Source organism: Massilia aurea (assembly GCF_024753205.1).
In the GTDB taxonomy this organism is placed as follows: Bacteria; Pseudomonadota; Gammaproteobacteria; order Burkholderiales; family Burkholderiaceae_D; genus Telluria; species Telluria aurea.
The window spans coordinates 419,503-432,381 of the sequence record NZ_JANUGZ010000003.1 but is presented as its reverse complement, the minus strand read 5'-3'; the positions used below and the strand labels follow the sequence as shown (position 1 = coordinate 432,381).

The following is a 12,879-nucleotide window of genomic DNA, read 5'->3' as shown; positions in this document are numbered from 1 at the left end:
GCCGTGCCAAAGCTCGCCATCGACCGGCACCCACGGCATTGCCTCTAGAAATCCATCTCAGTGCCATAAATACTAGAAGGCAATATGATGAGGAGGTTAAAACTTTGCCAAATTCTATCTCCACCTACGCCATTGTACGAGCCTGATTTAATTCAGCCGCTAAGCATCGCATTCTAAGAAAGTAGGTGGATGGGTCGTCGTATTTCGTGATTTTATCAAAGAATTTATGGTAGTTTAATTGGCTTAGACTTAATCCACCCTTCTTATATGCTTCGTAAAGTACGAAGGTCATTTCAATCAACGATAACTGAGATGCTAGAATATTAATGTATTCGTTCTTTATTTTTGGTGTGAGCGCATGATTTTGAATCCAGTCAATCAATCCCATGAGAGAATTGACGGATGAATCTGCTGAATAATATTTAGATTTGAAATCAGACCACTTCTCCAAAATAATATCGTCGATTTTTTGGTTAACATCGCTGTCTGTTATGGAGTCATAATTGGAAAAAGATAAAAATGCGTCTTCTATCTGTTCCGCCTTGAATATAAGATCGATTTCTGACCCATTAAAATTACCCTTATAGAGCGAATGGAGTGCTGGTGCACCAATGATTTCACGGTCGTGGGACATAAATCGAGCATCGCTTACGATTTCACGATAGCTGTTGAACCAATTAAAAAAAGTGTTTTGGAAATTTTGTATTTCGATCGCTGCATTCTGAACTGATAGCGAATCGTTAGAATTCCTCATCTCCTTAAGTGCTAGACCTAGTTCTTTTTTTTGCAATCTTACATTTACAAGGATCAAATAAATTGTTCCTATACCTATCACTGGATTTAAAACCCCTCCAAGAAAGTCACCAAATTCGCCCCATTCACTACCTTTGGCAGAAAGCATCGATGAGAAGTCTTTCCATGTTGCGCTATTGGGAAGTTTAGAGAGTAATGGCCATCCGAAATTAAGAGAATATATCGCCAAAATAAATATGGCGGTTACTGCGATTAGAAAAAAAGTCTTTTCTGCGCGTCGCAGCAGTAGAGCATCCTCTATTGCGCCAACCTTACGCTCGAATTCTTCGTCAATCTGTTCGGTAATAGTTTTTTTGCTCACCCGAGTTCCTTTCGTTAAAAATGGAGAATGCGGAATTTAACTTATGCGCAATCCACATTGGATATGACTTAGAATTTTAGGTGGATGCACCACTGCAGTTGAACTCACCAACAAAAGCATCCCTTGATAGCGCACTGGCAGCCTCATGCCCGGCGGTCGAGCGTCCGGTCACCAACGACTACGATAGGTCGTAGGCCAGGGCAATCAAACTGCTACGCCAGCATGCTAATCTGCGCGGCGCGTTATGCAGAGACTGCGGGGCATGGCTGAACTAGGACTTTCGGAAATACAAGAAAAGATGCTGATAACGATCCTTTTACAAATTATAGAGTATCGGTATAGCATCATTAATTCTGACTAGCATATGGCGCTGCTTTTTTCACTCAGCCCATGAACCCCAAGCTTGATATTTCGTTTGTACTTTCAGATGATAGATTTTTTTAATTAACAGAGCAGCTGCAAATGCGCATGAAATAGCATCCTCGTGGCTTATATTTTTTAGCGTGTGCATCCATTCGTTTCGTGCTTTGCGAGATTTTTCTATTTCGCGGTATTCTTCTTCGGTGATTATGTTGGTTATCGAGAGAATTTCTGTTTTGATCGATGCGGTGATGTTATTTGATTTCAATTTATCTGCACGTGCTCCGCTTGTAGGTGGAGACAGGAAGCGGTTGATATTGTTTTGAGAATTTGTGGAAATAAATTGTGTCCATAAAACATTGATTAGCTTTTCCACCACTGCCCATGCTGTTATTAAGCTACGGGCAAAGTCGAGTTGTCCAAACGATGCGACTGATAGATTGTATAAGGAAATACACTTAATCGCATCACTGTCGGGGTGTGTGAGCAATGAATTTAGAGCATCGGCAGCGGCCTCAAGCTGGGCTACTCCGATAGTGTGGGGCCGATAGCGTAAATTACCAACAGGATAAGATACTGTATGAATTGCCGACAGGTTAGAGTCTACTTCATATAGTCTGTTATTCTGTACCCCTTCAAGCTCAACAATTCCTGTTGATTGCTGTAGGGAGCCATTTAGACAAGCCAAGAAAGAATTCAGGGCATCACCTATAGGAGTTCTTGCATTTAGAAGTGCAGCGGACAAGTTCTCATTTTTTTTGAGATTAGAGTTGATTTCTTCACTGCTTTTAAATCCTTTTATTCCTTCAAAATTAAAGGTTATTAAGCCGCCACGACTAGCCTTTATCATTAAGCCGTTCGGATAATCTTTTGTAAAAATAATCTCCTTAGCTCGAATGATCAAGTCTTCATCACTCACTGCTATAGATTCTTCATGACCTACTGTTGGGGGGGTGCCCAGCCAAGAATGAGCACGTCGCGAAACCAAGAATCCTGCTTTGTTCATTTAGTCTCCTTGTTGGATATCGATTCACTGCTTTGATTTTAAAGCTTTTCTCTGTCTAACTCCCATGTCAGGTCTGACATTCAGACACGACCTCAACCTGACCATGTCAGCGCCCAGTGTCTAACTCCGGTGTCAGGTCTGACATTCAGACACGACTTCGACCTGACCATATCGGCCCCCAGCGCTTGCACGGCACTGTCCAAGCCTTGGCACGCACCCTGAAATCGAAAACCGACCTCAACAACATCTTTGCTCAAGTCTGGCGTTCGTGCATCGCGGCGCTCACCACAACCGATCCAGCTGCATGCATGCAGCGTGAACAGCTTTGGCTTATGATGGCGCGTTTTCGACAGTATTCATCGCCTGCTCCCAGGCGACCACACCCTCCAGCATGAGCACTTCTTCGACCATTCCGGCTGCTACTGCCATTGTGCCGCCATCTCGCCGCCTGTCGGTTGCCCCCATGATGGACTGGACCGACCGCCACTGCCGGGTCTTCCACCGGCAGATCACTCGCCATACCTGGCTCTACACCGAGATGGTCAACACCGGCGCGCTGGTCTATGGCGACGCCGAACGTCACCTGCGCTTCGACGACATCGAGCATCCGATTGCCCTGCAACTGGGCGGCAGCGACCCGGGTGACTTGGCCAAGAGCGCGAAGCTCGGTGAGCAGTGGGGCTACGACGAGATCAACCTGAATTGTGGCTGCCCCTCCGAGCGCGTGCAGAAGGGTTCTTTTGGCGCATGCCTGATGAACGAGCCGCAACTGGTGGCCGACTGCGTCAAGGCGATGCGCGACGCTGTCTCGATCGACGTCACCGTCAAGCACCGCATCGGCATCGATCACAATGAAGAATACGGCTTCGTGCGCGACTTCATCGGCACGGTCGCCGATGCCGGCTGCAAGACGTTCATCGTGCATGCCCGCAACGCGATCCTGAAAGGTCTGTCGCCGAAGGAAAACCGCGAGATCCCGCCGCTGCGCTACGCCGTGGCGTATGAACTCAAGCGCGAGTTTCCCGACCTCGAGATCATCATCAACGGCGGCATCAAGAGCGACGACGAGATCGCGCTGCATCTGCAGCACGTCGACGGCGTCATGCTCGGTCGCGAGGCCTATCACAACCCGTGGACGATGGCTGACTGGGACGCACGTTTCTACGATGCCCCCAGCACACCGCGCACGCGCACCGACGTGCTCGAAGCGATGATCCCGTACATCGAGGCGCAGCTGCGCCAGTACGGCCCGCTGGGCTTGAAACTGAACAGCATCACGCGCCACATGCTGGGCCTGATGCAGGGTTTGCCGGGCGCACGCGCTTTCCGCCAGACGTTGTCGGACTCGAAGCAGCTGGCGCTGGGCGATGCACGCCTGTTGCTGGCTGCCGCTGCCCGGATGCCTGCAACCGCGTAAGCACACCTCACTGACAAAAAGCGTGCATTGGCACGCTTTTTTTTCGTCTGTCGACAAAGCGAGACATTTCCATACCGAAACTATCTTGAGGCTTCAAATTTGCTTGCCGAAGGGCAACGTGAGTTCCATAATGTTTCTCTGTTCCAATTCTTGAACCACATCAACCCTGTTGTTGTGTTGAAACAATTCATCGGAGAAAGAGATTTTCTCGTTCAGCGAGGAAATCTTCATTTATCCTTTAGGAAATAGCTGAAAACTATAAGAAACATAGCTTTCACTTGCGCATCGTACGGCGTATCGCGGGACGCGATCTCTACCGGACGAGTTTCGATCAATAAGTTACAGGGAAAACACGAATGAATTTGAACAACATGAAGGTCGGCACCCGTCTGGCCCTCGGTTTCGCACTGGTTCTGGTACTGCTAGTCGCAGTCGCGGTGGTCGGCATCCTGCGCATGGCGCAGATCCAGGATCGCCTCGATCACGTGGTGAGCGTCAGTAATGTATCGACCGGGCTCGTGGTCGAAATGCGCAACAACGTCAGCGATCGCCTCGCTTCGCTGCGCGTGCTGACCCTGATGACCGACCCGGCCGACATGGAACCGGAAATCGTCAAATTCAAGGAACAAACCGCCAAGTACGATGCGGCCCAGGCCAAGCTGGCTGCGCTGTTCGCAACCTATGCCAATGATCAGGAAAAGGCGCTGCTGAACCAGATCAAGGAACACGAAGCGACCGCGATGCCCGCCATTGGCCGCGCTACCGATCTGTATCTGGCGGCAAATGCGATGGGCGCCACCCGCGTGATGATCCGCGAAGTGCGTCCCGTGCAGCGCAAGTGGACCGACGCCCTGAATGCGCTGTCGGCCCTGGAAGACAAGCAGAATGCTCAAAGCAAGGCCGATGCCGAAACGGCGTTTGCCAATGCCCGTAACTTCATGCTGGTCCTGCTGGTGCTGGCGGTCGTCATCGGTATCGTTGCTGCCGTGGTCATTACCCGCAGCCTGCTCAAGCAGCTCGGCGGCGAGCCGGCTTACACGGCGAAAATCGCCGGCAGCATCGCCCATGGCGACCTGTCGATCGTCATCGACACGAAGGCGTCGGACCGCGGCAGCCTGCTGGTCGAAATGAAAGAAATGCGCAACAGCCTGGTTGGTATCGTCGAGCAAGTGCGTCGCGGTACGGAAACCATCGGCACCGCCTCGCGTGAAATCGCCGCTGGCAATATCGATCTGTCGTCGCGTACCGAACTGCAGGCAAGCTCGCTGGAAAAGACCGCCTCGGCGATGGAAGAGCTGACCGCGACCGTGAAACAGAACGCCGACAGTGCCCGCGAAGCCAATGCGCTGGCGGCAACCGCGTCGGACGTGGCCCGCAAGGGCGGCGATGTGGTGTCGCAAGTGGTGGGCACGATGGGCGAGATCAATACCTCGGCCAACAAGATCTCGGACATCATCGGCGTCATCGATGGCATCGCCTTCCAGACCAACATCCTGGCGCTGAACGCGGCAGTCGAAGCGGCACGTGCCGGTGAACAGGGCCGTGGCTTTGCGGTCGTGGCATCCGAAGTGCGCAATCTGGCGCAACGTTCGGCCGCGGCAGCAAAAGAAATCAAGACGCTGATCGGTGACTCGGTCGAGAAGGTCGAGCGCGGCAGCAAGCTGGTCGGCCAGGCCGGCGTGACGATGGATGAAGTGGTCTCGAGCGTCAAGCGCGTGACCGACATCATGAGCGAAATCGCCAACGCCAGTGCCGAGCAGAGCGCCGGCATCGCCCAGGTCAACACGTCGATCATCGAGATGGACAGCATGACGCAACAAAACGCTGCGCTGGTGGAACAAGCCGCCGCAGCCGCACAGAGTCTGCAGGATCAGGCAGGCGAGCTGGCCCGCGTGGTCAGCATCTTCAAGCTGGAAGAGGGCGAAGAGCACCACGTTCCAGCCCAGGCCCAGGCAAAGGCCCCGGCAGCAGCGCCAGCCGTGACCACCACTGCGGTGGTGGCGCGTCCGGTCGTCAAGCGCCCGGCGCCACCGGCACTGAAGAAGCCGGCTGCAGCATCGGCTGCACCGAAAAAAGCGGACGAGGCAGTTGCAGCGCCGAAGCCGAAGAAAGCCGCCGTCAGCGCCACCGCCAGCGCCGACGAGTGGGAAGAGTTCTGATTTTTAAGTAATCGACCAGCGCCGGCCCGCCGTGCGGCGCACACCCAGACCATTGCCGTTCAATTCAAAACCTTAAGTGGGGAAACCATGAAAAACCTGTCCGCCAAACTGTTCGTTGCACTGACCCTGACCGCCGCTGCCGGCGCGAGCTTCGCCGCTGAAACCTCGGCCCAGTTCGATCCAAAGAAATGCAGCATCGAGTACCCGAAGGCGTCGCTGATGAATGAAGAGCAGGGCACGACCACCGCGTCGTTCCTGGTCACCGCGGACGGCACCGTGACGGAATCGAAGATCGACAAGTCGAGCGGCTTCAAGAACCTGGACCGCGCGCTGGTCAAGGGCCTGACCTCGTGCAAGTTCAAGCCGGGCACCAAGGATGGCGCACCAGCACAGACCTGGACCAAGATCGACTACGCCTTCAAGCTGGACTGATCCACGCTCGCTGTACGCTCTTTCACGCAGCCGGCGCCATGTGCCGGCTGCGTCGTTTTATCCCTCGCAACATCGCCTCCCGCGTCATTTCCCCTCCGCACCAAACAATGTTGGTTGTTACAAGATTGTTGCCATATGTTACTGCTGTAATCACTTGGTTCAATCCCGCTTTTTAATGAATGCGCCCGGTATATTGAAGTCATACAAACAGCAACCGAAACGGAGCACACCATGAAAACCTTCCTCTCCACCGCCACCGCTGCTGCTGCCGCGCTCCTGATCGGCACCTCGGCTTTCGCACCGGTGCAAGCCCAGCCGCATCATCAGCGCGCCGACGTCATCATCATCAAGAAGGCGCCGCCAGCGCTGCGCCGCGAAGCTGTGCCGAACGCGCGCCGTGGTTTCGATTGGGTGCCGGGTTACTGGAACTGGAACGGTCGCCGCCATGATTGGGTGGGCGGCCATTGGGAAAAAGTGCGTCCTGGCTACGCTTATCAGCGTGCACAGTGGCGTCAGGACCGCAATGGCTGGCACCTCGACCGTGGCGGCTGGCGTCAGGAAGTGCGCGGCCGTGACAACGGTCCACGCGGCGACCGCGATCGCGATGGCGTCCCGAACCGCCATGACAACCGCCCGAACAATCCTAACCGTTATTAATGAAGCAGGCAGCGGCAGCACACGACTAGATTCAAGTGGCCGTGCTGTCGCCGCCGCAGACCTGGTTACGGCCTGACAGCTTGGCCTGGTAGAGCAGGGCGTCGGCACGTTCCACCAGGCTACTGGCGGCAATGGCCACGCCTTCTCCGGTCGTGCTGGCCACCGTTGACGTGTACACGCCGGCGCTGATCGTCACGATGCCGGTATCATTGCCGGCATGGGCGATCTGCAGCGCCATCACGGCGCAGCGGATGCGCTCGGCAACCATCCTGGCCCCGGCCGGATCGGTATCCGGCAGCAACGCCACAAATTCCTCACCACCATAGCGCGCTGCCAGATCGGCCGGGCGCACCAGGCTGTCCCGCAGCGCCGCCGCTACCTGGCGCAGACAGGCGTCGCCCGCCACGTGGCCATACGTATCATTGAAGCGCTTGAAGTAGTCGACGTCGATCAGCACGATCGACAGCGGCAGCCCGCTACGCGCCGCGCGCGCATTTTCCAAAGTCATCGCCGCTTCGAAACGGCGCCGGTTGGCAATGCCGGTCAGGCCATCGTGGTCGGCCAGCACGGTCAATGCCCGGTTATGTTCCTGCAGTTGCTCGCGCGCGCCCACCAGTTCGTGTTGCAGGTGGTCGCGAATCATGATCTGGCGCACCAGCCGCCAGCCAAAAGCCAGCAGCAGAACAATGGCGACAAACGTGATCGTGGCCTGTGTCAGCACCGACTGCAGCCATTTCGCGAGGATTTCCTCCTTCGATTGTGCGGTCGCGACAATCAATGGATAGGTGTCGAGGTGGCGGTAACTATAGAGCCGCTCGATGCCGTCGATCTTCGAGCGCCGTATGCCCGAGCCCACCGGCCCCTGGCTCAGGTACATCTGCTGGATCGGGCCGTTGCTGACATTGGTGCCGATCAGCGACTCGCTGTGCGGCAGGCGGTAGACCATCGTGCCATCGTCGAGCGTGAGCATGACCACGCCGGCGCGGCCGACGTCGAAGCTTTCGTACAGCGTCGAAAAATACGCGATGCGGATGGTGCCGAGCGCCACACCGGCAAAGCTGCCGTCGGGATGATCCAGCCGGCGCGACACGGGCAGCACCCAGTCGCCGGTCGACCGGCTGCGCACCGGTTTGCCGACGTGCACGCCGCGATCCCGGTGTTTCAGGTGATATTGAAAGTACTCGCGATCGGTATTGTTGTGTGCCAGCGTACGGTCTTGCGACGTCATCAACCAGCGGCCGTCGGCGCCGAACACGAACAGCGCATGCAGCTCCTCGACCTGCGAGGCCATATTCTTCAGATGCAGCTGCAACCGGGCACGTTCAGCGCCGCGATCGGCCCCATCGGTTTCCACGCGTTCAACCACGCCAGCCAGCACGGTATCGACCACGCGCACGGCGCTCTCGCCCTGGGCCGCAAGCGCGTGCGACATATTGGCCGTGGCCACGGCCACTTCGGCCAGACGTTCCTGGCGCGCGCGCCAGCTGTCCGAGATCTGGATCGCCAGCAATAACAGGCACAGGGCAACGACGAACAGCACCGCATTGCGCACGGCGGGGCGCTTTTCAGCGGTCAGGCGGGAGATTTCGGGAACGGCACTGGTGTCTGGCATCGTGGGAGATGGCGAGCCGCTACAAACGCCCAGGGTCGTCAGCTGCAGGGACGCTGATTACTTGTAGAAAACCGACGAATTGTCGCACAGCGCCGCCGCTGCACCCGAATTGTCGCTGTTCCGTTACAACTGCCGGGAAGCTCAGGCCACGCGCAATCCCAGCTCGCTGATCAGTTCGGCTGCCTGGCGCGGCGTGATCCAGGCGCCCTGGAACAGCTTGACGTCGGCGAGCGTCAAGCCCGACAGATCCGCTTCGCGCAAGTCGGCATTGTCGAAGCGCGCCTGCTTCAGGCTGGCGTTGCGCAGGCTGCCGCCTTCGAACACCGTGTCGCGAAAATCGCAGGCGGCCAGATCGGCATCCGAAAAATCGAGCCCCTTCAACGTCGACTTGCGAAACGACATGCGGCGCAGGTCGGCGCCGATCAGCAGGCATTCTTCGAAGGTCAAACCCAGGTGCGCCGCTTCTTCGAAATTCGCACCGGTCAGCTTGCAGCCCTTGAAGGTGAGGGACGCAAGGCGCGCGCGGCGCCAGCTGCTGTTGTTCAGGTCGCAGCTCTGGAACTGCGCATCGGTCAGGTCGGCCGCCTCGAAATCGGCTTGGCGGCCGCGGCAGCGCTGCCACGTGGTCTGCGCCAGTTTGGCGGCGTAAAACGAGGTTTCGGCAATGCTGCAATTGATGAAGCTGCTGCCACGCAGATCGAGCCGCGACAGATCGGCATCGTCCAGCATGCAATCGATAAACGTAATGCTGCCGCTGGCAAGTGCCGCAGCGATATCGTCACGGCTTGGGGAATCGGTAAATGTATGCATTAATTTGTGTTGAAAAAGCCCGCATCAAAGCGGCGGCCTGGTGTCAAGTTCTCGGGTTACGCTCATGGCGGTCAACAGCACGGTGGCGGCAGTTTACCTGAATTTGCCCGTGCCCAATTCGTGCCTGATTTCATCGGAAATTGCACGCAATTTACAGACGTCGCAGGATGTTGTGCGCAGAGCGGGAAAGGTACGCGCTGAGTTTCCACTTGGACAAAAAAAAGGTAAGATAGTGTCGCTCCCTTTATGTTTTTGATAAGCGCTTATTATTGGTTAAGCGTATTGAAAACAGTTGAAGGGTAATCGTGTTTGAGAAATTCGGAATACAAGATGGATCATAAGAAAACGGCTGATTGGGAACTCGCTTCCGGCAGCTGGACGGTGGCAGCCAACGATGGCGAGATTCGCCTGAATCGCACGGTGATGGGTAATGCCATCGCCCCCTCATTGGGTTCCGCAGATATTGCCGCCATCATGAACATGCGCCGTGCGCACGGTGTGTCAACGCTGTATCCCCCCGATTTCAATTTCTCGCCCGTCGACGGCGCGCAACTGGCGCCCAATCCCCCGAGCGGCGCCAGCTGGATCGCGCCAAGCGGCGCATCGGCCATTACCGATGCCGGGATGCCCGAAGCCGTTGGCCTGAAGCGTACGCGCCACAGCGTGCCGGTCGATCGCCTGCGCCGGCATGACGCCGACAGCATGGCCGACATGGAATTGCCGCTGCCGCCGCCCGGTGAGTACGAATTTTTCTCGGGCACGTTCGGCACCGTCGGCGCTGTGTTGCTCGCGCTGGATACGGGCAAGGGCACATTGTTCGGCTGGCTGCCGGCGTCGAAAAAATGGCAGCCGTTGCTCGGTACCGGCACGCGCCTGCTGTCCGAATCCAATTTGCCCGTCCATGCGTGGCGCGCCGAGATGGCCGCCGCGTTCAATAGCCGCCTGTATATCCCCACCGAACATGGCCTGGCGATGCTGGTGCCCGATTTCGCGGCGCTGCAGTTCCGGATCGATTACGTCGGCAACGCCCCGGTCGTGGGCGCGCCGGTGGCGTTCGATCATCAGGTCTGGGCGCCGATCCGCCATGAAGACGGCGTGGTGCAGTTCGTCTTTGCCGACGCCCATGGCGTGGCCGGTCCGCCACTGCGCGTCGATGACCGCTGGGACCTGGGCGAGATGGGTGCGCCGTGCGCCTATGGCCGGCTTGCGGTCTGGCCCTGCGCGGAAGGACAGTTGCGCCTGCAGAAAATGACCGACGGCAGTGTGGCGGCCACGTTCCTGGCCTGGCCGGAAGGCATCACGCCGCATTTCGAATTCGGCAGCGCGCACATAACGCGCTCGGGTTCTCTGTGGCAGTTGTGCTTTGACAGCCGCCTCGACAGCTATGTGTACGTGCGCCTTGGCGTCAACGAGCACGAACAGGTCGCCGCACTCAATCCGCGCATCGGCTCGGGCACCATCAATTACCGCTTTGCCACCAAGCTGAAAACCGATCCGTGGGTCGAGCCGGAACATGGCGACGACGGCGCGGCCAACACGGTCGTCGTGCCACTGCTCGAGCTGGGCGAGCGCAGCGCCGTGCTGGGGCTGCGCATCGACAGCACGGCCGGCCTTGGTACCTTGCTCAATTCGGCTGAACGCATGCGCGCACAACTGGTCTACGATGATGAGAACAACGACATCGTATTCCACACCATCGCGGTCAGCAAACCATGGGAACTGCGCCTCTTCCTGCACAACGGTTACTTGTGGGCCTACCACCCCGGCATGCAGCGCATCCTCGGCTGGGACGTCCAGCAATGATGCCGCGCGCGTGGTGTGCGGCGCTCGCGAGCGTCGTCCTGGGTCTGTGCGCTGTGCCGGCGCAGGCCATTCAGCAAGCGTTCCTGGTGCAGAATTCCGGCTGGATGGAGCCGTTCTACGCCGATCCGCAATCGCAGTTCAAGCCGCTGATTGCCGCCGTGGCCAATGCCGCCGCGCGCCCGGGCGACAAGGTCATGGTGCTCGCGTTCAGCCAGTCCAGCGGCAGCAATGTGTCGCCGCAATTGCTGGGGCAGGGCGATGGCGCTGCCCAGGTGGCCGGCTGGCTGGCGCCGCTCGCGCCTGCGCGCAAGAGCGCCAGCGCGCTGGCCGACACGGATTTTCGCGAAGCGGTGACCAAGACGATCGGTGAGACGTTCAAGTCGCGCCCCGGCATCATCTGGATCTTCACCAATAACAAGAACAGCCCCGGCAACGATCCCGCCACGGCGGCGCGCAATCTGGAGTTCTACCGGTTGCTGCACCTGGAGCCATCCATCACGCGCACCGTCGTGTTCCCGCTGCGCATGCCAGTGCAGGGCAAGTTCTTTGCCGCCAAGGGTTTGATGGTCTACGGGCTGGCCTACGGCAAGGAAGCCGGCGACGAGCTGGGCCGCATGGTGGCCGAAGGCCGGCTTGCCAGCATCCTGACGAAACCGCCGGCGCGTCTGAAACCAGTGGACCAGGACGGCGTACGCATCGTGCCCCAGGCGGTACTAAATACCCCGAACATGACGGCGTCGATGGGCACCGACAAGCGCACGGTCGTGCTCGATGTGGACGCCGATAAACTCGTTCCGCAAGTGCGCCTGAAGGCATCGTTGCAGAACCTGTTCTATCCCTACCTGATTGCTCAGGCCACCGTCGATGGCCAGTTGCGCACGCGCGCCGGCACGACGCCGCTCACGGTGACGCCGACAGCCGTGAGCAATCTCGCGCCGGGCGCCAGCCAGTCGATCGAGGTGAGCTTCAAGCTGCCGCTCGAAGAAGTGCCGTCGGCCTGGTCGCGCCAGGCCATCGCGGCGATGGGCAAGCAAGTGATCATGCCGATGTCGGTGAGCCTGGGCCTGAGCAACCAACGGCTGGCCCTGCCGGCATCGTTCAAGACCGAGATGCAGGAACTGTTCCCGGGCGATCCGCTGTCGGACATGTTCGTGCCGCCGGACAGTGTGAAATCGTCGACGGCGCAGGTGCCGCTGATCGTACGCGTGCAATATCCATTGACGCCCGTGCTCGTGATCGTTGGCGGCGTGCTGGCGTTGCTGCTGGCGCTGGCCGCGCTCGCGTTTCTGGCCATGAAAACCACGCGCTATCCGATCATGGTCAACGGCGTGCGCCGCAACGTGCTGCTCAAGCCGTTCAAGTCGCTGGCGATCAAGGCCGACGACGGCGCCGCGGTTGGCGAAATCCGGCGCGGGCTCGGCCGCCCGAGCGTGGTCCAGGTCGAACCGGGCCAGACGTTGACCATCGCGTCGTAATCCATTCAAGTAGTCTTTATCCCATTCAGGAGAA

General features: G+C 57.8%; 10 protein-coding genes. 6 read left to right on the top strand and 4 right to left on the bottom strand.

What is annotated here, in order from left to right:
* Positions 1–124: 124 nt before the first annotated feature.
* Together NX775_RS12540 and NX775_RS12535 are read right to left on the bottom strand one after the other, a co-directional pair.
* A complete protein-coding gene (locus NX775_RS12540; protein ID WP_258836314.1) occupies positions 125–1,114 on the bottom strand; it encodes a hypothetical protein in 990 nt (329 codons plus the stop codon).
* A 379-nt stretch (positions 1,115–1,493) separates the two neighbouring features.
* Positions 1,494–2,480, bottom strand: coding sequence for a hypothetical protein (locus NX775_RS12535; RefSeq protein ID WP_258836313.1), 987 nt, complete (start codon positions 2,478–2,480; stop codon positions 1,494–1,496).
* A 391-nt stretch (positions 2,481–2,871) separates the two neighbouring features.
* On the opposite strand from NX775_RS12535, the gene dusA reads away from it, so the two are divergent.
* The 4 genes from dusA (at position 2,872) to NX775_RS12515 (ending at position 7,145) form a co-directional block, all read left to right on the top strand.
* Positions 2,872–3,897 carry a tRNA dihydrouridine(20/20a) synthase DusA gene (gene dusA / locus NX775_RS12530; protein ID WP_258836312.1) on the top strand — a complete coding sequence of 342 codons (1,026 nt, stop codon included), beginning with the start codon at positions 2,872–2,874 and terminating at the stop codon, positions 3,895–3,897.
* Positions 3,898–4,253: 356 nt separating this feature from the next.
* Positions 4,254–6,056, top strand: a complete 1,803-nt coding sequence (locus NX775_RS12525) for a methyl-accepting chemotaxis protein (protein WP_258836311.1) — start codon at positions 4,254–4,256, stop codon at positions 6,054–6,056.
* A gap of 87 nt (positions 6,057–6,143) precedes the next feature.
* Positions 6,144–6,488 carry an energy transducer TonB gene (locus tag NX775_RS12520; protein ID WP_183549598.1) on the top strand — a complete coding sequence of 115 codons (345 nt, stop codon included), beginning with the start codon at positions 6,144–6,146 and terminating at the stop codon, positions 6,486–6,488.
* A gap of 231 nt (positions 6,489–6,719) precedes the next feature.
* Positions 6,720–7,145: a YXWGXW repeat-containing protein gene (locus NX775_RS12515; RefSeq protein ID WP_258836310.1), complete on the top strand. Its 426-nt coding sequence runs from the start codon at positions 6,720–6,722 to the stop codon at positions 7,143–7,145.
* Positions 7,146–7,176: 31 nt separating this feature from the next.
* On the opposite strand, the gene NX775_RS12510 is transcribed toward NX775_RS12515, so the two are convergent.
* On the bottom strand, positions 7,177–8,757 hold the full coding sequence (locus NX775_RS12510) for a sensor domain-containing diguanylate cyclase (RefSeq protein ID WP_258836309.1): 1,581 nt from the start codon (positions 8,755–8,757) through the stop codon (positions 7,177–7,179).
* A 141-nt stretch (positions 8,758–8,898) separates the two neighbouring features.
* Positions 8,899–9,567 (bottom strand): pentapeptide repeat-containing protein, encoded by a 669-nt coding sequence (locus tag NX775_RS12505; RefSeq protein ID WP_258836308.1) that lies wholly within the window; start codon positions 9,565–9,567, stop codon positions 8,899–8,901.
* A 330-nt stretch (positions 9,568–9,897) separates the two neighbouring features.
* Between NX775_RS12505 and NX775_RS12500 the strand changes: the two genes are divergently transcribed.
* Together NX775_RS12500 and NX775_RS12495 are read left to right on the top strand one after the other, a co-directional pair.
* On the top strand, positions 9,898–11,370 hold the full coding sequence (locus NX775_RS12500; protein WP_258836307.1) for a hypothetical protein: 1,473 nt from the start codon (positions 9,898–9,900) through the stop codon (positions 11,368–11,370).
* Positions 11,367–12,845 (top strand): hypothetical protein, encoded by a 1,479-nt coding sequence (locus tag NX775_RS12495; RefSeq protein ID WP_258836306.1) that lies wholly within the window; start codon positions 11,367–11,369, stop codon positions 12,843–12,845. Before NX775_RS12500 ends, NX775_RS12495 begins: the two co-directional genes overlap by 4 nt.
* Positions 12,846–12,879: the final 34 nt, after the last annotated feature.